Below are 20,569 nucleotides of genomic sequence, written 5' to 3' on the forward strand. Positions count from 1 at the left end.
CGTTGTGTCCCAACCGTACCACGGGGTGGAGTGCCGCTTACTCAGCCGCTGTTGTTGCCGGTTCCGCTGTCGCCGGTCCCGCTGTCGCCGCCGTCGCCGCCGTTTCCGCTGGTCGAGCCGGATCCGCCTTCCGCGTCGGCGGCCCGCTGGAGCGCGTCCTGAAGGTCCTTCTGGGCCTTGCCGTACGCCGTCCAGTCCTGCTTCGCCAGCGCCGCCTCACCGTCCTCGTACGCCTTCTGGGCGTCCGCGATGGCCTGTTGCAGCGCCTTGTCACCGGTGGCCGGCGGCCTGGTGGTCTCGCCCGGTGGCGGCTGGGTCGTGGGCGGTGGTGAACTCTCCGCCCCGAACACCGCGTTGAGCGCCTCGGGAAGGCTGTCCTTGAAGACGGGCTTGCCGCCGTACGAGACCGCCACCTTCTTCAGCAGCGGATAGTTCGCGCTGCCACCGCGCGCGTACACCGGCTCGATGTACAGGAAGCCTCCGTCCAGCGGCACCGTCAGGAGGTTGCCGTACTCGATGTCCGAGTCGGTGCCTCTCAGGTTTCTGACGAACTCGGCGACTTCCGGCACACCGTTCAGCTCGCTCTGCACCTGTTGCGGGCCCTGCACGGTGGACGTCACTCTCAGCACTCTGATCTTGCCGAAGTCCGAACTGGTCGCATCGGCGTCCACCGCCATGAACGCACCCAGGTTGGGGCGTCCGTTGGGCGTGAAGGTGGTGGTCAGCGAGAACTTCTGCTCGTCCTGGCCGGGCATCCTCAGGCTGAGGTAGTACGGCGGGACGGAGTTGCTGTCCTTGTTGGTCGGATCGTCCGGCACCTGCCACGCGTCACTGCCGCTGTAGAACTGCTCGGGCTCCGTGACGTGGTAGCGGGTGAGCAGCTCGCGCTGCACCTTGAACATGTCCTGCGGGTAGCGCAGATGGGACAGCAGGTCGGGCTTGATCGCGGACTTCGGCTGGACCGTGTCCGGGAACGCCTTCATCCAGGTCTTGAGCACCGGGTCCTTGGTGTCCCACTCGTACAGCTTGACCGTGCCGTCGTACGCGTCGACGGTGGCCTTCACCGAGTTCCGGATGTAGTTGACCTGGTTCTGCTGCGCGACGACCGCGCGCTGGCTGTCGGTCAGCGAGTCGGCCGTGGTGTCGCCGAGCGTCGTACGGGACGCGTACGGATAGCCGTTCGTCGTGGTGTACGCGTCGACGATCCACTGGATCCGGCCGCCGACCACGGCGGGATAGGCGTCGCCGTCGATCGTCAGCCAGGGCGCGACGGCCTCGACGCGCTCCTTGGGCGTGCGGTTGTAGAGAATCCGCGAGCCGTCGCCGATGGCGCCGGAGTAGAGCATCTGGGGCTCGCTGAAGGCCACGGCGTACGCCGCGCGGTTCAGCGGGTTGGAGAGATCGACTCCGCTCTTGCCCTTGTAGCTCGTCGTCCGCTCGCCGTTCTTCTCGTAGTCCAGCTCCTTCTGGGGGCCGCCCACGATCGAGTACTGCTCGGTCTTCTCGCCGTAGTAGACGCGCTGTTCGTACGTCGGGAGCTGACCGGTCGTCGGCAGGCCGGACTCGGTGAAGTCCGGGGCGCCGATCGTGCCGTTGTTCTCGTCCGTCACCGTGTTGGTGCCCTTGGCCGCGATCACGCCGTACCCATGGGTGTACGTGAAGTGATCGTTGATCCAGTTGCGCTTGGGGATACCGGTGATGTTCAGCTCGCGCAGACCGACGACGGTGTCCTGCGGCTTTCCGTCGGGGCCGGTGTACCGGTCGACGTCCAGCGTGGCGGGGAACTGGTAGTACTTACGCTCCTGCTGGAGCTGCTGGAACGCGGGCGAGACCACATTGGGGTCGACCAGCCGGTAACTGGCGGCGGTGTCCGCCGCCTTGCGCTGCTCGGCCTTCTTGTCCGGGTCGCCCTTGCCGCTGTAGTTCTGCACATCGGCGTCGTCGATGCCGTACGCCTGACGCGTGGCGTCGATGTTCTTCTTGATGTACGGCGATTCCTTGGCCTGCTCGTTCGGCTGGACCTGGAACTTCTGCACGATCGCCGGGTAGAGGCCGCCGATGAGGATCGCCGACAGCACCATCAGACCGAAGCCGATCACCGGCAGCTGCCACGTACGGCGCCAGAGCGTCGCGAAGAACAGCAGGGCGCAGATGACGGCGATGCAGAAGAGGATCGTCTTCGCCGGAAGATAGGCGTTGGCGTCGACGTACCGCAGCCCCGTCCAGTTGCCCGCCGCCTTGAAGTCGCTGGACTTCACGGCCAGCCCGTACCGGTCGAGCCAGTACGCCACGGCCTTCAGCGAGACGAAGACACCGAGCAGCACCGACAGATGACCGGTGGCCGCGGCGGTGGCCCGCGCGCCGGGGCTGGTGATCCGCAGCCCGCCGTACAGGTAGTGGGTCAGCGCGGCGGCGATCAGCGACAGCACGGTCGCGGCGAAGCCGAAGGCCAGCATGAAGCGGTACCAGGGAAGATCGAACGCGTAGAACGACACGTCCATCTTGAACTGGGGATCCTTCTGGCCGAAGGCCACCCCGTTCACCCACATCAGCCACGTACGCCACTGTCCCGCGGCGGAGGCCCCGGAGATCAGCCCGACCAGCGCGGTGATCGCGAGGAGCACCCACTTCTTGTACGGAGCGATCCCCATCCGGTACCGGTCGAGGTTCTGCTGCTCCATCGACATCGCGCTGAGCGGCGGCCGCAGCCGGTGCGCCAGCCAGATGTTGAAGCCGACGGCCCCGGCCATCAGCAGCCCGAAGACCGCGAACAGCCCGATCTTGGTCCAGAGCGTGGTGGTGAAGACCGAGGAGTACTTCACCGAGCGGTACCAGAGCCAGTCGGTCCAGAACCCCGCGAACATGACGAAGAGCATGGCCAGTACGGCCAGCACGCCCAAGGTCATGAGCAGGGTCCGGACCCGCCGAGAGGGCCGGCCCACTCTCATCCGTGGCCCGGCTGGGCCTCCGCCGCGGTCCGGCATCTGGAAAGCCAACGTGCGCACCTCTAAGTTCGCGGTCGTGTGATTCAGCGTGTGAAAAGCGGGCCCCGCGATCGTAGAGCCCACTCATGCAACTTACTGAGGCTTTACCTAGTTCCCGCACCCGGGTCCGAAGGAGGCAGGATATTGGCCATGTCCAATGTCTCTCCCTCAGGCACACCCATGGCCGCGAGCCCGCTGACCCGCGCGGTGCTCGAAATCGACGAGTACGCGTCCGGGCTCGGCTGGGACCAGCCGGCCAGGCTCTTCGCGCTCGTCGACACCGCGCGGCTGCGCACCGACGAACCGGAGCTCGCGGCCCAGCTGGGTCTCGACGACGCCGGGTCGGTCGCGCCCCTCACCCCTGTCGAACAGGACGAGATCCCGTCCGGCACCCCGCTGGACGAGTTCCTCGCCACCATCGCGTGGCCCGGGGCGGTGGCGGGCTGTGCGATGACGGTCGAGCGGCTGATGCTGCCGCCGTCCGCGGAGGCGTCCGTACCGGAAGGTCTCGACGAGGCCGCACTCGCCTCGTGGGTCTCCGCCCACCCGGAGCGTCAGGAGGTACGGATGACCGTGGCCGTGCTGCGTGACGGCGCCCGGGAGTCGGCGCTGCGGCTGCGCGAGAAGGACTCTCCCAGCGAGGTCCTTACCGGCTCAGGTCTGGTCCCGGGGCTCGCCGAGGCGCTTTCCGCCACGTTCGAGGGGTAGGCGTACTCGTCGTCGCCGGCCCGTAGCCGCCAGCCCGTAACCGCTAGCCCGTAACCGCTTGCTCGTAACCGCTCGCCCGCGGGACGCGGCCGGTCAGCTCGCCGAACAGCTCGGCAGGCCGGCCGTGTCCCCGGCGCGGATCTTGTCCAGGGACTTCGTGGCGTCCGCGATGGTCTTCACCCTGACCAGCGTGAGGCCGCTGGGGATGTCGGAGACGGCCGTGGCGCAGTTCTGGTCCGGTGTGAGGAAGTACTCGGCGCCCGCGGCGCGCGCGCCGACGAGCTTCATCTCGATACCGCCGATGGGGCCGACCGCTCCCTTGTCGTCGATCGTGCCCGTACCCGCGACGAATTTGCCGCCCGTCAAAGAGCCGGGGGTGAGCTTGTCGACGAGACCGAGGGAGAACATCAGCCCCGCGCTCGGACCGCCCACATCGGCCAGCTTGATGTCCATGGTGAACGGGAACGTATGGTCGGTCCCGGCCTGGATGCCCACGATCGCCCGGTCGCCCTCGGGGGCCTTCGCGGTGGTGACCGTGACCTTCTCGCCGCCCTCGGGCTCCTTGCCCGCCTTCTCCGCCGCCTTCGCCTCGTCGGCGGGGACAATGGTGAAGGAGACGTCCTCGCCGGGCTGGTGCTTGGTGACGAGCTTCGCGACGTCCTGCGGTTCCTTGACCGCCGTACCGTCCACGGCCTTGATCACATCGCCGGCGTGCAGCCTGCCCTCGGAGGGGCTGCCCTTGATCACGGACGACACGATGATCCGCGACGACACCGGGATGTTCAGCTGCCGCAGGGCCGCGACCTTGGCGCTCTCCTGGGACTGGCTGAACTCTTCGGCGTTCTCCTGCGTGGACTGCTCTTCCGTCTTGCCGTCCGGATACAGGGTGTCGTGCGGCACTACCACGTTGTCGTGGGCCAGCCAGCCGTAGACCGCTTCGACGATGTTCATGTTGTAGTCCGCGCCGGTGACCCTGACCGTCGTCATATTGAGATGACCCGAGGTCGGATACGTCTTGCGGCCGGAGATCTGGAGTACCGGCTCACCGCCCGCGTCGCCGAGTGTGTTCACCGTCGGCCCGGGGCTCATCTCCGAATACGGCACTTTGATCAGCACGCCTGCGCAGAGCAGCGCGATGAGGACGAGGGTGGAGGCGAGCATCGTCGCGGTGCGGCGTGGCATGGAACGACAGTACGGGAAGGGTCTGTCTGTGCACCCCCGGGGCCGGTCCGTACGAGGCGGCACCCCTGGGGCTGGTCCGTACGGGGCCGTGGGCGGCGGGGCCGTACAGCGACGGCGTACGGACCGCGACGACGTCAGACAGCGTCGGATCCGGCGGAAGCCGTGCCGGAGGGCGCTTTCTCCATCGCGTCACGGAACCGGGCGTAGCCGTTGAGCTCGGCTATGTCCCCGATCGTGCGGTCCCTGGAGACCCAACTTCCCCATATGCCCGCGCCTATGGCGGCGAAGAGCGGTATCAAGAGCCAGACAAGTGCGGCCATTACGACCTCCCGACCTCAAGTGAGCGTCTGTTGCTGACCGATCAGCAGATAACCATCTGCTGAGACAACGCTGCTGGCCTGGGGACGGTTACGCAAATCGGACCGTAGGTGCACTGACCGGGTTTCAGACGACGCCGGCCGTGCGAAGCGCGCGTGCGGACATGCCTCAGGCGCCGACCCACTCCTCCGTGCCGTCCGAGAATTTCTGGTGCTTCCAGATCGGGACCTCGTTTTTGAGGTTGTCGATCAGCTTCCGGCAGGCTTCGAACGCCTCCCCCCGATGCGGGCAGGAGACCGCCACGACGACCGCCAGATCTCCGACCCCCAGATCACCCACACGGTGGACAGCGGCCAGCGCGCGCACGGGATACTCGGCGACGATCTTCTCCGCGACACGTCGCAGCTCGGCCTCGGCCGTGGGATGGCTGGAGTAGCCGAGGGTGTCGACATCGGCGCCGCCGTCGTGGTCGCGCACCGTGCCGACGAAGAGCGCCGTACCGCCGGCCCCGTCGTCGCCGACCGCGCGGAAGACCTCGTCGACGGTCAGCGGGGTGTCGCGTATCGCCAGCAGCCGGATCGGATCCTGCGCCGCCCGCTCGCCGGGGTGGGAATGCGTGCTCGCCATGGCCCCATCGTGCCGTACGGCACTGACACCGCGGAACAGCGCCTGCGCCCGGCGCCGCGCGTACCCCCTGGAGCTCCCGCGCGTACCGCCCTGGAGCGTCAGAGCCTGCGCCGTGCCTTGCGGGCCCGTCGTACCAGCGCGGCCGTACCGAGCAGTGCCACCGTCGCGCCCGCCGCGCCCGCCGCGGTGGCGTCCTTGCGGCCGAGCCGGCGGCCGGCGACCGTGTGGCGGCCCTCGACCTCCTCCAGGAGCGCGGCGAGGACTTCCTCGTTGGTCCAGCGTGGCCGCCAGCCCGCGTCGTGCAGCCTGCTGACGCTGACCACCCAGGGGTGCATGGTGTACGCGAGGTCGCCGGCGGGCGAGGGGGTGAGGCCGATCCGGTGCAGCCGGGCCGCGGCCCCCAGGGCGACCGCCGAGGGCAGTTCCATCCGGCGGATGCCGCTCAGCTCCTCGACCTCCTCCTGCTCCAGCCAGCCGTCACAGCCGACCGCGAACTCCCCGTCGACCTTCTCAAGCGCCGCGTACTCCAGTGCGCCGACCAGATCGTCGACATGGCAGAACTGCCAGGTGGGGCGGGATCCCGCGACGACGAGCAGCCGCGGCGACTCGAAGTAGCGGGTGAGGGCCGTGTCCGTTCCGCCGACCAGGACGGTGGGGCGTACGACCGTCACATTGAGGCCGGGGTGCGCGCGGGGCGCGCGGCGGCCGAGACGCTCGATCTCCAGCAGATCGCCGACGCCGGTCGCCTCGGCGGTCGCGCGCAGCTCCGCGTCCTCGGAGAGCGGGATGTCGTTGTCGGGCAGCGCGCCATAGACCATGGCGGAGGTGCAGAGCACGACCCGGTGCACCCCCGCGGCGGCGGCCGCCGTGAGCACGGTCTGCGTACCGCGCACGTTGTACGCGGTCCGGGCGGTCGCGTCGGTCTCCAGGTCGAGATCGAGCGCGAGATGTACCACCACATCCGCCCCGCGCAACTTCTCCGCGATGGCCGGGTCGCGGACGTCGAGGACGTGCCACTGCGCCTCGGAGACCTCGCCCCTGCGCTCGTCGATGGCGATGACCTGCTTGATCTCCTCGGACGCCGCCAGGCGACGGGTGAGCAGGTCACCCACCCCGGAGGCGGCGCCGGTGACCGCGACGACGGGGCCGCGGGACGGGGGCGTGGTTGAGCGGTTTCGCGCTGCGCGAACCTGCGGATCTGGGGAACTCACCGGGCGTCTCCAGCGGTTGTCTTCAATACGTACGCGAATGACGCGTACGTACCAGGTGATGTCCATCCTGCCGCAGGCCATGGTCAGGCGGAGCAGCGAGCCCGGAAGCCTCCCGGGTGTCGGAATGGTATGCGGCCGTCGGAGGTGGGAGACGCAGCAGGTCGAAGGCAGGTTCCCGGGTAGTGCGGCCGGGCGCGGCCCGCGGCCCGCGAAGCCACCCTCACCCGCCCGGTGCCGCTTAGGCTGGGTGGTGTAGTCGGGCAGCCGCCGCCGGCAGCAAGCCGGTGGCCCTACGAGCCGAGGAACCCCGTGAGTGACACCCCATTCGGATTCGGCCTTCCGCCGGAGGAGCCGGAGGACGGCGACGGCAAGAAGAAGGACCCCGCCGGAGGTGGTCAGGGTGCCGGTGGCGGTCCTGTGAACCCCTTCGCGGGGTTCGGGCTGCCGGGCGGCGCGGGCGGCGGGGACAATCCGTTCGCCGCGATGTTCGGCTCGCTCAACCCCAACGACCTGGGCGCGGCCTTCCAGCAGCTCGGCCAGATGCTGAGCTATGAGGGCGGTCCCGTGAACTGGGACATGGCCAAGCAGATCGCCCGCCAGACGGTCGCCCAGGGCACGCCGGACGGCACGAAGGACGCGAGCGTCGGGCCCTCCGAGCGCGCCGCGGTCGAGGAGGCCGTACGGCTCGCCGACATCTGGCTGGACGGCGTGACGTCCCTGCCCTCGGGGTCGAACACGGCGGTGGCGTGGAGCCGCGCCGAGTGGGTCGAGGCGACGCTGCCCGCGTGGCAGCAGCTCGTCGATCCGGTGGCGGAGCGGGTCGGTACGGCCATGGGCGAGGTGCTGCCCGAGGAGATGCAGTCCGTGGCGGGTCCGCTGATCGGCATGATGCGCTCCATGGGCGGCGCCATGTTCGGCCAGCAGATCGGACAGGCCGTGGGTGTGCTGGCGGGCGAGGTGGTCGGTTCGACGGACATCGGCCTCCCGCTCGGCCCGGCGAACAAGGCCGCGCTGCTGCCGCTGAACATCGAGGCGTTCAGCAAGGACCTCGGGGTGCCCAAGGACGAGATCCGGCTGTATCTGGCGCTGCGCGAGGCCGCCCACCAGCGGCTCTTCGCCCATGTGCCCTGGCTGCGGTCGCATATGTTCGGCGCGGTCGAGGGCTATGCCCGCGGGATCAAGGTGGACACGACCAAGCTGGAGGACGTGGTCGGCCAGTTCGACCCGACCCATCCCGAGGAGCTTCAGGAAGCGCTCCAGCAGGGCATGTTCCAGCCCGAGGACACACCCGAGCAGAAGGCCGCGCTGGCCCGTCTCGAAACGGCGCTCGCGCTGGTCGAGGGCTGGGTGGACGCGGTGGTGCACGAGGCAGCGAAGTCCAGGCTCACGGGCGCCGACGCGCTGCGCGAGACGCTGCGCAGGCGGCGCGCCTCCGGTGGTCCTGCGGAGCAGACCTTCGCCACCCTCATCGGTCTCCAGCTGCGCCCGCGCCGGCTGCGGGACGCCGCGCGGCTGTGGGCCTCGCTCACGGACGCGCGGGGCGTCGACGGCCGCGACCGGCTGTGGGAGCACCCCGACATGCTGCCGACGGCCTCCGACCTGGACGACCCGGACGGGTTCGTCCACCACGAGCAGCTGGACTTCTCCGAGCTGGACAAGATGCTCGGCGAGGCGGCGGACGGCAAGCCCGACCTGCGCAAGGACGACGACAAGGCCGGACCGGACGACGACAAGGGCGAGAGCGACAAGTGAGCCTGCACGACAACGCGGTCCTCGCACTGAAGGGCTACGAGGACCAGCGGGAGCTGCGCGGGCTCTATCTGGACCATCTGGCCGCTCATCCCGACGCGATGTGGAAGTCCTGCGGGGCCGGGCATCTGACGGCCAGCGCGCTGGTGATCGATCCGGAGCGCGGCCGGGTCCTGCTGACCCTGCACAAGAAGCTCGGTATGTGGCTCCAGATGGGCGGGCACTGCGAGCCCGGTGATGCCTCGCTGGAACGGGCGGCGCTGCGGGAGGCCACGGAGGAGTCCGGGATCGAGGGGCTGACGCTGCTGGCGGGCGGTCCCGTACAGCTGGACCGGCACGCGATCCCGGCGCCGTGCCACTGGCATCTCGATGTCCAGTACGTGGCGCTGGCGCCGTCCGGTTCGGTCGAGGCGATCAGCGAGGAGTCACTGGATCTGCGCTGGTTCTCCTACGACGAGGCCGCGACGGTGGGCGACGGCTCGGTCGTACGGCTGGTGGAGCGCGGCCGGGCCGCGCTGCACGGCTGAGAGCGGAAGAGCGGGTCCGGGACCCGGACCCGGACCGGCGGAAGGGGGCGGCTCGCACGGGGCCGCCCCCAGCCGTCTCCCGCGTGAACGCGTGAACCCGTTACGCGTGAACCCGTCAACGGCTCCAGACGTTGTTCTGGTTCTGGCCCTGGGCGCCCTGCTGACCGACCCCGTACTGAGCCCCGAGGCCCTGCCCGGTCACCGCCTGCTGCGGCGGCATGACCTCGCTGGGCTGGACCAGCGCGTAACCCTGGCCGAGGAAGCTCAGCTCCCAGCCCTCGCCGGTGTTGCCGCGTCGCCGCAGTACCCCCGAGGAGTGCGTCTGCGCCTGCATCTGCACCCGCAGGCCGGAGGACCACGCGACGACCGCGTCGGCGTCCGCGTTGACGTACTTCTCCGGCGTGACCGACATCATCAGCGGCCGGCCCGAGGTCATCAGCGCGACCTTCCCCCGGCCGGAGATGTTCAGCTGGTACTTGCCGGAGCCGGAGATCCCGTACTGGCTGTCCACCGCGATCACTTCGGTGTGCAGCGTGGAGTCGAGCGCCAGCACATAGGCGCTGTCCACCGTCATCCCCTCGTGGTCGACGTCCACCACATGGATGTACTGGGCGAGATTGGCCAGATAGACCGTGCCCTGACCGGAGCAGCGCATCAGCTCCAGCCCCTCACCGGTCTGCGCGCGGGACTGGCGCCGGCTCTGCGACTGGTACTCCCCGTCGAAGTCGATCAGCCCCTGGTAGGCGACCATCGCGCCCTTGCGGGCGAGGACATCGTCCTGGCCGGTGAGCGCGACCCGCAGCAGCTGCGGGTTCTGTACCGCGTAGCGGTCCTGGGACTGCTGCTCGGTGTAGGCGAAAAGCGGACTCTGCATGGTGTGTTCTCCCCCCTCAGCCCTGGACGCGCAGGCGGTCGGTGCTGTCCTCGCTGGGCTGTACGACCACGATTCCCGAGCCGGAGAAGGCCATCTGGTAGGCCTCCCCGCTGCCGCGCCCGATCAGCGCCGATGCCTTGAAGCTGCGCTTGCCCTTCACCTTCAGGGCCGGTGACCAGGCGACGAGGGCGTCCGGGTCCACATAGGTCTCGTCCTCGCCCCGGCCGCAGTCGACGACGATCGGGGTGCCGCGCGAGGTCAGGGCGACCCAGCCGGTCCCGGAGATCTGTACGTTCCACAGCCCCTGGCCGGCGAACTTGGCCAGCCCCTTCACGCGCTCGACGCCCCACTGGAGGTGTGCGTCGAAGGCCAGCAGGTTGGTGCCGTTGACCGAGAGCGCGTCGTTGTCGAGATTGATGACGACGACATCCGCGCCGTAGTCGGCGAGATAGAGCAGACCGTCACCCGAGCACTTCATCAGGGGAGTGCCCTCGCCGGTCACCCACTGGGAGGCGATCTGGCGGATGGCGGGCGGGTTCGGCTCGTACTGGATGAAGCCCTCGTAGGCGATCATCGAGCCGGTGCGTGCGAACAGGTCCTGGCCCGAGGCCATCGCGACCTTGAGCATGGCGCGGCCGTGGTTCTCCATCCGGGCCGCGACGGGGGTGGGGGCATAGCCCGCGAGCTGCTGGTTCATTGTCCGGGCTCCCTCAGACCTCGTACGGCTGGACGACGATGAAGTTGCCGGGGGCTCCCCGGAACTGGAGGTTCACGGTCTCCCCGCTGTGGCCGGGATACGCGTTGCGGCGCAGTCTGACCTGGCTGGAGATGATCACCTGGGACGCGGCCGACCAGGCGACGACGGCATTGGAATCGGCGAAGGTGGTGGGTGTGACGGGCAGGACCACCGGGGTGCCATGGGTCTTCACGACCACGGTGCCCGTGCCCTGGAACAGCATGGTGAACAGCGCGCCGCCGGGGATGCCGTGGCCCTCGATCCGACGGACCTCGTACTGAAGGCTCTCGTCGAAGGCGAGGACGTTCTCGGCGGAGACGCAGATCCCGTCGCCCTGGAGTTCGACAGGGTGCAGATGCGCGCCCTCTTCGGCGAGGAAGACCTGTCCCTTGCCGGTGCAGCGCATCAGCTGCATCTCCTGGCCGGTGGCGTTGCCGACGAGACGGCCGGCGAAACCGGCGCCCTTGTAGCCGAAGTCGACCTTGCCCTGGTACATCACCATGCTGCCCTGGCGGGCGAGGACCGGACTGCCGCCCTCGCCGAGGTCGACGCGCATCAGCTGGCCGTTCTGCGGGGTCCAGCGCTGGCCGGTGGGCAGTTCCCGGTACGGCTGGAGGGCCGCCTGGAGACCGGCGCCACCGGGAGGCACGCCCTGCGGGACACCTTGGGGGACGCCCTGGGGCGGTCCCGGCGGCTGCTGACCGTAGGGCGCGGGCTGACCGTACGGGGACGGTGCGGGCGCCGGGGCCGGCTGTCCGAACGGGGCGGCGGCGGCCTGGCCGTAGGGGGCGGGCGCGGGCGCGGGCGCGGGCTGACCGTACGGGGACGGTGCGGGCGCCGGCGGAGGGACCATGCCGCCCGGCGGGGCCATCGGCGCCACGATGGTCGGCGCGCTGTGCACGGGCGCCGGTGCGGGGACGGGCCCCGGCGCCGGGACGGGCCCCGGTACGGGTGCGGGCGCCGGCGGTCCGGCCGGAGCGCCGAAGGCGGGCGGCGGGGTGCTCTGCGCCGGCGGCGCGAAAGCGGGCGGCGCGAAAGCGGGCGGCGCGCCACCGGCCCCCGGCTCCGGCGCGGCCGGTTCCTCCTCGGCGACCTCGCCGCCGAAGTTCTTCAGCAGCGCGTCGAGACCGCCGTCGAAGCCCTGGCCGACGGCGGCGAACCGCCATACGTCCTTGAGATAGAAGTCACCGAGCATCACGGCGCGCTCGGTGGTGAACTCCGCGCCGGTGAAGGCGTATCGGACGACTTCCTCGCCGCCGGCGACGATACGGATGTATCCGGGGCCGACCTGAGACATCTGTCCGGCGCCGTCAAGGGTGGCGGTGAACGAGAGCTTGTGGATGTTCGCCGGAATACGGTCCAGGGTCACCCGGAACGACTCGGTGTCGCCGGCCTGCGCGCCCAGCAACTGAAGGGATTCCTCCGGGGACTTCGGCTGATTGAAGAAGATGAAGTAACGGTCGTCCGAGAGCTGTTCGTTGGCGTCGAGGCCGAAACAGCTGATGTCGAAGCTCAGCCCGGGGCCGGCGATCTGCACGCCTACGTACAGATCCGTCCCCGCCGTGAGGTCACTGATCTTGGCCTTGTGGCCGCGCTGGAATTCCCTGGCCATACGTAACGACCGTCCCCCATCCGGAAGGTGATTGCGTCGCGTCAGGCTAACGGCTGAAGCTGACAATCGGCCAAGCCGGTACACACTCGGTACAGGATCGCCGAATGGGACAGATGTCTCGACGGCCGGCGGCCGTCATTCCCCGCGTGCGACGGGCAGATAGGGCAGCCGCTCGGCCGCGACCACGCCTTCGAGATAGCCGCGGGCCCGCTCGGTGCGGGGATAGGCCTCCAGCAGCCGCCAGAAACGCGGGCCGTGTCCCGGCACCAGCAGATGGGCCAGCTCGTGGACGAGTACGTAGTCGACGACGTACTCCGGCATGCCCTGGAGTCGGTGCGACAGCCGGATGCTGCCCTCGGCGGGGGTGCAGGAGCCCCAGCGGGTGTTCTGGTTGGTGACCCATCTGACCGACGCGGGCCTGGCCCTGCCGCCGAAGTACTGGTCCGACAGCCGTTCGGCCCGCTCCGTCAGCTCACTGTCGCCGAGGACGCGCCTGCTCTCCTGCGCGGCGAGCTTGTCGAGCATCACCGTCACCCAGCGCCGCTCCTCCGCCTCCGACATCCGGGCGGGGATGAGGACGATGGTCCGGTCGCCCTCCCGGTAGGCCGAGACCGTTCTGCTGCGGCGGGTGCTCCTGCGGACCTCGACAGCGCTGGTCCCCGGGCCGCCGGGCGGGCGGCCCGGCACGCGCCGCTCGTCACTTCCGGCGCTGTGCGATGGGGGCTCCCCCGCGAGGCGAGGGGAAGGATCGGCGGGCACGCCACGACGTTACCCGCTGTGTGTGGAGGAAGTCCCGCCTCCGCGAGGGTTCTCCCTTGATCCACTTTCCGCGCGGCGGGATTTGAACGACTAACGCCGACGGTTGTGGATAACTTTCCGCACCGTTGACCGCCGTCTTGCATTCTGAGAACACGAATCCGGGGGCCCGGGAAATTTCGGAGTGATCAGAGACCACGAGAGAAGAAGAACGGGGAGGCCGATATGCATCCGAGGGTGAAGCCCGCACTGCGTCGCGCGTGGCGGGAGCGGCAGACCGTGCAGTTCGGGATCACCCCCGCGCACGCGGTGCTGGTGGGTCCGGTCGATACGGCCACGGGCAGCTTTCTGGAGTTGCTGGACGGGACCCGCGGGCTGCCGCTGCTGCGGGAGGAGGCCCGCGCGATGGGGCTGCCTGACGGCCTGGCCGATTCGCTGGTGAAGCGGCTGACCAGGGCGGGGCTGATCGACGATCACGACGCGGGCGGCCGCGCGGCCGACGCGCTGCGAAAGCGGACGGCGGTACTCGACCGGATGCGGCCCGATCTGGCGTCGCTCTCCGTCATCCATCCGGAACCGGGGGCGGGGGCGCGACGGCTGGCGGCGCGTCGCACGACACGGGTCCAGGTCCGGGGTGCCGGGCGAGTGGGGGCGGCCGTCGCGGCGGTGCTCTCGGCCTCCGGGGTCGGACGGGTCGATGTGCTGGACAGCGGGTGCGCCCAGGTGTGGGATGTGTCACCCGGCGGGCTGCCCGCGCGGTCCGTGGGCGAGCGCCGGGACACGGCGGCCCGGCAGTTGGTACGGAAGTCCGCGCCGGGACGCGCGCCGCGGGCCGCGGAGTTCGCGGAGTCGGCCGGCGAGGGCGAGCCGGGCCTCTCGCTGGTGATCGTCGCTCCGCGGGACGGGCTCGCGGCCTACGCCCCCGATCCGGCGCCGGCCGAGCCCTGGATCTCCACCGGAACTCCCCATCTCTATACGGGAGTCATCGAGGCCACGGGTGTGGTCGGACCGCTGGTGCTGCCGGGCGGCACGGCCTGCGCGGGCTGTATCGCCGGGGAGCGCGCGGACCGCGATCCGGGGTGGCCGAGGATGCTCGCGCAGTGGCGCTCGGGACGCGGCGCCGGCGCCGTACCCCCCTGTGATCTGGGGCTGGCCACGGCGGTGGCGGGGCTGGCGGCGGCCCATGCCCTGTCGTTCCTGGACGGGGAGCTGCCGGCAAGCACGGGGGCGCGGTGGGAGGCGTCGCTGCCGCTGCTCGACTGGCGGTCGGAGCGGATCGCGGCGCATCCGGAGTGCCCCTGCGGGGCGGCGGGCCAAAGAGAGGGGGAGCGCATGGCCGGGGCGGGGGCGTCGCACGACACAATGGCGGGGTAATCGCCGTACGCGGCATGGCTGTCTGGGATTAGGAGGGGCTCAATGTCTGATCTTCCCCGGAAGGCGGTCACCCGTACCGCGAAGCTGGCCACGCTGCCGCTGGGCTTCGCAGGCCGGGCCACGTGGGGGCTCGGCAAGCGGATCGGCGGGAAGTCCGCGGAGATCGTCGCGCGGGAGTTGCAGCAGCGCACGGCCGACCAGCTCTTCAAAGTGCTCGGGGAGCTGAAGGGCGGAGCGATGAAGTTCGGGCAGGCGCTGTCGGTCTTCGAGTCCGCGCTGCCCGAGGAGATCGCGGGGCCTTACCGAGCGGCGCTCACCAAGCTCCAGGAAGCGGCACCGCCGATGCCGACCCGTACGGTGCACGCGGTGCTTGCGGAGCGGCTGGGCGAGGAGTGGCGGGAGCTGTTCCTGGAGTTCGAGGACAAGCCGTCGGCCGCGGCCTCGATCGGCCAGGTGCACCGGGCGGTGTGGCACGACGGACGCGAGGTCGCGGTCAAGGTGCAGTACCCCGGGGCAGGTGAGGCACTTTTGTCGGATTTGACTCAATTGAGCAGATTCGCCAGGCTGCTAGGGCCACTCATCCCGGGGATGGACATCAAGCCACTGATCAACGAGCTGCGCGACCGGGTGTCCGAGGAGCTGGACTACGGCCTGGAGGCCGAGGCGCAGCGGGAGCACGCGGCGGAGTTCGCGGACGATCCGGACGTGGTGGTGCCCGAGGTGGTGCACCAGGGCGATCAGGTGCTGGTCACGGAGTGGATCGACGGGACACCGCTGGCGGAGGTGATCTCCGACGGCACGCCGGAGGAGCGCGACCGGGCGGGGCAGTTGCTGGCGCGGTTCCTCTTCTCGGGCCCGGCGCGCACGGGTCTGCTGCACGCGGATCCGCATCCGGGGAACTTCCGGCTGCTGCCCGCGGCGGACGCCGACGAGGACAGCCCGAGCGGTGAACTGCGGCTCGGGGTACTCGATTTCGGCACGGTGGACCGGCTGCCCGGCGGGCTGCCCGACACGATCGGTGAGGCGCTGAGACTGGCGCTGGAAGACGACGCCCAGGCGGTGTACGGGCTGCTGCGGGACGAGGGGTTCGTCAAGGACTCCATCGATCTCGACCCGGACGCGGTGCTTGAGTATCTGCTGCCGATCATCGAGCCCGCGGTGGTGGAGGAGTTCACCTTCACCCGCGGCTGGATGCGCGCCCAGGCGGCGCGGATCGCCGACCCGCGCTCCCCCGCCAACCAGTTGGGCAAGCAGCTGAATCTGCCGCCGTCGTATCTGCTGATCCACCGTGTGACGCTGAGCACCATCGGTGTGCTCTGTCAGCTGAGCGCGACGGTACGGCTCCGGGAAGAGCTGGAGGCATGGCTGCCCGGGTTTCTGCCCGAGCCGGGCGACGAGGAAGAGGCGCTGTCACCACCGGTCGGAGTCGAGCCTGCCCTCGATCGCTCTGATGTGGACGCGTGAGCAGTCGCCGCAGAAGTACTGGCGGCTGCCGTGCTCGACGGAGCAGCTCCAGGTGACGGGCGGGCCCTCGTCCTTGGCACCGCACCGGGCGCACACCACATGCTCGGCGCCCGGCGGTCCGGGGCGATCTGGCTGTTCCGGTGTGCGGGGATCGTCCCCGCGAGAACTGAGCACGTGGCGACGATAGCCCCACCAGGCTCCGGGCGGGAAAGACAACGCACCGCGGGGGCCGGTCCGTCGGGACCGGCCCCCGCGCAGTGACAGCGACTGGCGCTGACTGACTGAGGTGTTGCTGTTGCTGTTTGTTGCTGTTGCCTACTGCATGACGGCCATGGCGAGCGCGCGGCGGGCGCGCATCGATACGCGCTCGGCGCGGCGCTGCATCCGCCGAGCGGCGACCAGGCGCACGGCCCGGCGTTCCGCGTCGGCTTCCCGCATGCGCTCGTTCATATGCGCGCGTGCCAGGGCTTCTGGAATGAGTTGCATCTCGCGGGTCCTGTTCTGACGCGAGTCATTCGCGCCCAAGGTGGTGACAACTGGGGTGGCGGAGCCTGACGGCTCGCTCGGGGAAGAGGTCATCGGAGCCTGCTTCTGGGGATCGTGCGTGAGGGGGCGGTCGATGGTTCCGGAGACGTTCATGCCGAGACCGGGTTCTTGCGCGGACGGCCACGAGGCCGCTTGCGGGCAACCACGACGCCCTGGACGAAGAGCTCCCCACCCCAGACACCCCACGGCTCACGCCGCTCCTTGGCGCCGGCGAGGCAGGCCTCGATCAGCGGGCAGGTGCGGCAGAGCGCCTTGGCGTACTCGACATCGGCCGGGGACTCGGCGAAGAAGACCTCCGGGTCGTAGGCACGGCAGGGAACGGGAACGCCGAGGTTCTCGATGGCGTCGTCGAGCGCGGTGAGCGCGGTAAGCGGGGTCAAGGTGGAGTCCTCCGTGGGGACGGGCGGGGAGATCGCTTCGGAAGGCGGTACGGACGGGGCGTGCGCTTCGAGTTGCACGGGGTGTCGTTCCTCGTCTGGTCGGTCCGGCCTGTTGGCCGGGTGTCGGCTGGTACCGGGTGTTGCGTGTCCCGAGGCCCCTTCGCTCCGTCTATCCCGTTCGGGACAAACAGAAGGGCCGCGGATCCCGGGTGGGGTTCCGCGGCCCTGAAGGCGCCGGCCTGATGCTGAATCAGGCTGGATCACTCCAGGGTTCGAGCCCACGGAAGGCCCACATCGTGTGGTGCTGCGTCTGCTTCTTTGCTTCGGCACCGGTCGCCGCAAAGGCATAGGCCTTGGCCTCTGCCGCCGCTACTCCTGCTTCCAGTGCCTTGGTCGGTCGCTCATTGCGGTCCAGGATCTCGACGACGCGCTTCCGGACAGGAAGGGCCGACAGACCTGCGGGACGACCGGCGGAGGCGCCGGACAGACCACTGGCGATGAGTTCGGAACGGGAGAAGCCGAGCGGGCAGACGGAGACGACCGAGAGATCGGTCATTTTGGCGGTGTCGATGAAGCTTGCGTTGATGCTGATCACTGGAATCGCCTCCTCTCGGCGTCTCAAGGACCGGCCCGAAGGCCCGTCACACGTATGTGGACAAGTAGAGCACGGTAACAGGGCTTCGGAGAAGCCGTTGTTTCCGTGGTTAAGAACCTATGGGGATTCCTGGGGCGGGCGCAAACTATTTTTGGGCCGAGTTTGCCTCAGCTCTCCCGATCGGCTTCCGCGCGCTCTTCACCTGCGCAGATGGCCAGTACATCGGCTCCGAACCGGTCCAGCTTACGGCTGCCGACACCGGCGATCCCGGACAGGTCGCCCGCGCTCGCGGGCACGGCCTCGGCGATCGCCATCAACGTCTTGTCGGTGAACACGCAAAAGGCGGGCTGGCTCAGCCGCTGTGCCTGGTCGGCGCGCCAGTTGCGCAGCCGCTCGTAGAGCGCCTCGTCCATGTCCGAAGGACAGTCCTCGCAGCGCATCAGCTTCATCTCACCGGCGTCCGTGAGCGTCTTGCCGCACACCCGGCACAGCACCGGGCCGCGCCGCTTGCGCCGGGCCGCGCCCGCGCGCTCCACGGCCCCGCCCGCGCCCGCCCCCGCGCCCCGGGCACCTGGGGCCACGGAGCCCGGACGCAGCCCGTTGAGAAAGCGGGTGGGCCGCCGGGAGGCCCGGCCGCCGGGAGAGCGGGAGAGCGCCCAGGAGAGGGAGAGATGCGATCGCGCCCGGGTGACACCGACATAGAGAAGCCGGCGCTCCTCCTCGATCTGCTCGTCGGTCTTGGCGTAGGTGATCGGCATCATGCCCTCGGTCAGACCGACCAGGAACACCGCGTCCCACTCCAGGCCCTTCGCCGCGTGCAGCGAGGCGAGCGTGACTCCCTGCACCGTCGGCGCGTGCTGCGCGGCCGCGCGCTCGTCCAGCTCGGCCACCAGATCGGCGAGCGTCGCCGACGGTTTGGCCCGTACGAAGTCCTCGGCGAGCCGGACGAGGGCGGCCAGCGACTCCCAGCGGTCACGGACCGCGCCCGAGCCCGCCGGGGGCTCGGTGGTCCAGCCCTTCGTGGAGAGCACCGCCCGCACCTGCGACGGCAGCTCGACCACATCGTCGAGCAGGGCGTCATTGCCCCCGAAGCGGGCCGCGCCACGCAGCGCGGCACCCGCTTCCCGTACCTCCTGGCGTTCGAAGAACCGCTCGGCGCCGCGCAGCTGGTAGGGCACGCCCGCGTCGGCGAGGGCCTGTTCATAGACCTCCGACTGGGCGTTGATCCGGTACAGCACCGCGATCTCGCCGGCCGGGACGCCCGCGGCGATCAGATCGCGGATGCGGCGGGCGGTGCCCTCGGCCTCGGTGGGCTCGTCCGCGTACTCCGTGCGGACCGGCTCGGGGCCCGGCTCGCGCTGCGAGATCAGTTCGAGACGGTGCTCGGCGGCCCGCCCGCGCGCCTGGTTGAGCAGGCCGTTGGCGAGATGCACCACCTGCGGGGTGGAGCGGTAGTCACGGACCAGCTTCACGACGGTGGCGCTCGGATGCCGGGTGCGGAAGTTCAGCAGATGGTCGGGGGTGGCGCCGGTGAAGGAGTAGATGGTCTGGCTGGCGTCACCGACCACACACAGGCTCTCCCTGTCCCCCAGCCACAGGTCGAGCAGCCGCTGCTGGAGCGGGCTGACGTCCTGGTACTCGTCCACCACGAAGTGCTGGTACTGACGGCGGATCTGGTCGGCGATGTCATGGCGGTCCTGGAGGATACCGACCGTGAGCAGCAGGACGTCCTCGAAGTCGATCACCGAGCGCTCTCGCTTCAGCTGCTCGTACATCCCATAGATCTGGCCGATCTCGGCCGCGTCGCGCGGGGCTTCGCGGGAGGACTTGGCCACGGCGGCCGGATAGTCGGCCGGCACGGTCTGGGTGACCTTCGCCCACTCGATCTCCCCGGTGACATCGCGCAGTTCATTGCGGTCGAGCCGGATCCGGCAGCGGGCCGCGGACTCGGCGACCAGCTGCACCTTGCGGTCGAGCAGCCGCGGCAGCTCTCCGCCGACCGCCTTGGGCCAGAAGAACTGGAGCTGGCGCAGCGCGGCCGAGTGGAACGTACGCGCCTGCACACCGCCCGCGCCGAGCTGGCGCAGCCGTCCCCGCATCTCGCCCGCGGCGCGATTGGTGAAGGTGACGGCCAGCACGCTGGCGGGCTGGAGGATCCCCGCGCGCACGCCGTACGCGATCCGGTGCGTGATCGCGCGCGTCTTGCCCGTGCCGGCGCCGGCCAGCACGCACACCGGACCGTGCAGGGCCGTCGCCACCTCGCGCTGCTCGGGGTCGAGCCCGTCGAGCACCGCGTCGGCGTCGCGCGGCGGGGGCACGATCTGGCCGCCGTCGGATTCCCGCGGGAACAGTGGGGAGTGCGTTGCTGCTGTCACCCCGCCATGCTGCCAGGTCTCCCGGGACAGGTGCGGCGGTTGTCCACAGGGGTGCCGCACCGGTCGTACCGATGCGTTCGTACGACCGGTCCTGTGGATGGCCTTACGCGGATGGCCTTGCCCAGATGGCGTTGCCCGGATTGCCTCGCGCGGATTGCCTCGCGACGTAGGGGAGACGTGTGGGAATGGTGGCCGGGTTACGCGCGTTCGACAGAGTGCGGGCGACGCATTCAGCGAGAAAGTCCGAGAATTCGAGGCAGAGGAGCCGAGAGACATGCCGGGCACTGTGACGATGTACAGCACCACGTGGTGCGGATACTGCCGTCGGCTCAAGGGCCAGATGGACCGTGAGGGCATCGCGTACACCGAGATCAACATCGAGCAGGACCCGGAGTCGGCGGCCTTCGTCGAGAAGGCGAACGGTGGCAACCAGACCGTGCCGACCGTGCTGTTCCCCGACGGCTCCACGCTGACGAACCCCTCGCTGGCCCAGGTCAAGCAGAAGGTCGGCGTCTGAGGACTCCGAGGGCGCGGCCTCATGCGACGCGAGC

20 protein-coding genes are annotated in these 20,569 nt (G+C 69.8%); 6 read left to right on the forward strand and 14 right to left on the reverse strand.

Annotated features, from left to right (window positions below; genetic code table 11):
* Positions 1-41 precede the first annotated feature (41 nt).
* Positions 42-2,984, reverse strand: a complete 2,943-nt coding sequence (locus ACFRMN_RS11265) for a UPF0182 family protein (RefSeq protein ID WP_383017247.1) — start codon at positions 2,982-2,984, stop codon at positions 42-44.
* 150 nt (positions 2,985-3,134) lie between these two features.
* On the opposite strand from ACFRMN_RS11265, the gene ACFRMN_RS11270 reads away from it, so the two are divergent.
* Entirely contained in the window at positions 3,135-3,692 is a 558-nt protein-coding gene (locus ACFRMN_RS11270) for a PPA1309 family protein (RefSeq protein WP_383016744.1), read from the forward strand.
* A 93-nt stretch (positions 3,693-3,785) separates the two neighbouring features.
* Here ACFRMN_RS11270 and ACFRMN_RS11275 read toward each other — a convergent pair whose 3' ends face one another.
* From ACFRMN_RS11275 to ACFRMN_RS11290, 4 genes are all read right to left on the reverse strand, one after another.
* Positions 3,786-4,874: a PDZ domain-containing protein gene (locus ACFRMN_RS11275; RefSeq protein WP_383016748.1), complete on the reverse strand. Its 1,089-nt coding sequence runs from the start codon at positions 4,872-4,874 to the stop codon at positions 3,786-3,788.
* Between the two features lie 134 nt (positions 4,875-5,008).
* On the reverse strand, positions 5,009-5,194 hold the full coding sequence (locus tag ACFRMN_RS11280) for a hypothetical protein (protein ID WP_383016751.1): 186 nt from the start codon (positions 5,192-5,194) through the stop codon (positions 5,009-5,011).
* Positions 5,195-5,360: 166 nt separating this feature from the next.
* The gene (locus ACFRMN_RS11285) at positions 5,361-5,819 is read right to left on the reverse strand and encodes a molybdenum cofactor biosynthesis protein MoaE (RefSeq protein ID WP_383016754.1); all 459 of its coding nucleotides are present in this window, start codon (positions 5,817-5,819) and stop codon (positions 5,361-5,363) included.
* A 98-nt stretch (positions 5,820-5,917) separates the two neighbouring features.
* Positions 5,918-7,030, reverse strand: a complete 1,113-nt coding sequence (locus tag ACFRMN_RS11290) for an SDR family oxidoreductase (protein ID WP_249953957.1) — start codon at positions 7,028-7,030, stop codon at positions 5,918-5,920.
* 309 nt (positions 7,031-7,339) lie between these two features.
* Between ACFRMN_RS11290 and ACFRMN_RS11295 the strand changes: the two genes are divergently transcribed.
* Entirely contained in the window at positions 7,340-8,782 is a 1,443-nt protein-coding gene (locus tag ACFRMN_RS11295) for a zinc-dependent metalloprotease (protein ID WP_383016757.1), read from the forward strand.
* On the forward strand, positions 8,779-9,306 hold the full coding sequence (locus tag ACFRMN_RS11300) for an NUDIX hydrolase (protein ID WP_383016760.1): 528 nt from the start codon (positions 8,779-8,781) through the stop codon (positions 9,304-9,306). Before ACFRMN_RS11295 ends, ACFRMN_RS11300 begins: the two co-directional genes overlap by 4 nt.
* 115 nt (positions 9,307-9,421) lie before the next feature.
* Here the strand turns inward: ACFRMN_RS11300 and ACFRMN_RS11305 are convergent, their stop codons facing one another.
* The 4 genes from ACFRMN_RS11305 to ACFRMN_RS11320 all read right to left on the reverse strand — a co-directional run bounded on the left by ACFRMN_RS11305 (position 9,422) and on the right by ACFRMN_RS11320 (position 13,287).
* Entirely contained in the window at positions 9,422-10,180 is a 759-nt protein-coding gene (locus ACFRMN_RS11305; protein WP_383016763.1) for an AIM24 family protein, read from the reverse strand.
* Between the two features lie 16 nt (positions 10,181-10,196).
* Entirely contained in the window at positions 10,197-10,877 is a 681-nt protein-coding gene (locus ACFRMN_RS11310; RefSeq protein WP_383016766.1) for an AIM24 family protein, read from the reverse strand.
* Between the two features lie 13 nt (positions 10,878-10,890).
* Complete coding sequence (locus ACFRMN_RS11315; RefSeq protein WP_383016769.1) at positions 10,891-12,528, reverse strand: TerD family protein; 1,638 nt, start codon at positions 12,526-12,528, stop codon at positions 10,891-10,893.
* A gap of 135 nt (positions 12,529-12,663) precedes the next feature.
* A complete protein-coding gene (locus ACFRMN_RS11320) occupies positions 12,664-13,287 on the reverse strand; it encodes a M48 family metallopeptidase (protein WP_383016772.1) in 624 nt (207 codons plus the stop codon).
* A gap of 222 nt (positions 13,288-13,509) precedes the next feature.
* Between ACFRMN_RS11320 and ACFRMN_RS11325 the strand changes: the two genes are divergently transcribed.
* Positions 13,510-14,658: a ThiF family adenylyltransferase gene (locus ACFRMN_RS11325; protein ID WP_383016775.1), complete on the forward strand. Its 1,149-nt coding sequence runs from the start codon at positions 13,510-13,512 to the stop codon at positions 14,656-14,658.
* A 42-nt stretch (positions 14,659-14,700) separates the two neighbouring features.
* Complete coding sequence (locus tag ACFRMN_RS11330; RefSeq protein ID WP_383016778.1) at positions 14,701-16,122, forward strand: ABC1 kinase family protein; 1,422 nt, start codon at positions 14,701-14,703, stop codon at positions 16,120-16,122.
* On the opposite strand, the gene ACFRMN_RS11335 is transcribed toward ACFRMN_RS11330, so the two are convergent.
* The 5 genes from ACFRMN_RS11335 to ACFRMN_RS11355 all read right to left on the reverse strand — a co-directional run bounded on the left by ACFRMN_RS11335 (position 16,069) and on the right by ACFRMN_RS11355 (position 20,018).
* Positions 16,069-16,296, reverse strand: coding sequence for a hypothetical protein (locus ACFRMN_RS11335; protein ID WP_383016781.1), 228 nt, complete (start codon positions 16,294-16,296; stop codon positions 16,069-16,071). The two genes, ACFRMN_RS11330 and ACFRMN_RS11335, sit on opposite strands and share 54 nt — an antisense overlap.
* Before the next feature lie 141 nt (positions 16,297-16,437).
* Complete coding sequence (locus ACFRMN_RS11340; protein WP_383016784.1) at positions 16,438-16,761, reverse strand: hypothetical protein; 324 nt, start codon at positions 16,759-16,761, stop codon at positions 16,438-16,440.
* Complete coding sequence (locus ACFRMN_RS11345) at positions 16,758-17,126, reverse strand: WhiB family transcriptional regulator (protein WP_383016787.1); 369 nt, start codon at positions 17,124-17,126, stop codon at positions 16,758-16,760. The genes ACFRMN_RS11340 and ACFRMN_RS11345 overlap by 4 nt, the downstream gene beginning before the upstream one ends.
* 172 nt (positions 17,127-17,298) lie before the next feature.
* Positions 17,299-17,643 (reverse strand): hypothetical protein, encoded by a 345-nt coding sequence (locus tag ACFRMN_RS11350; RefSeq protein ID WP_383016790.1) that lies wholly within the window; start codon positions 17,641-17,643, stop codon positions 17,299-17,301.
* Between the two features lie 167 nt (positions 17,644-17,810).
* Positions 17,811-20,018, reverse strand: a complete 2,208-nt coding sequence (locus ACFRMN_RS11355; protein ID WP_383016792.1) for an ATP-dependent DNA helicase UvrD2 — start codon at positions 20,016-20,018, stop codon at positions 17,811-17,813.
* Between the two features lie 274 nt (positions 20,019-20,292).
* Between ACFRMN_RS11355 and ACFRMN_RS11360 the strand changes: the two genes are divergently transcribed.
* The gene (locus ACFRMN_RS11360) at positions 20,293-20,535 is read left to right on the forward strand and encodes a mycoredoxin (protein ID WP_249954276.1); all 243 of its coding nucleotides are present in this window, start codon (positions 20,293-20,295) and stop codon (positions 20,533-20,535) included.
* The last annotated feature ends 34 nt before the right edge of the window (positions 20,536-20,569 follow it).

Origin of the sequence: Streptomyces sp. NPDC056835, assembly GCF_042789485.1 — a bacterium.
Classification (GTDB): Bacteria; Actinomycetota; Actinomycetes; order Streptomycetales; family Streptomycetaceae; genus Streptomyces.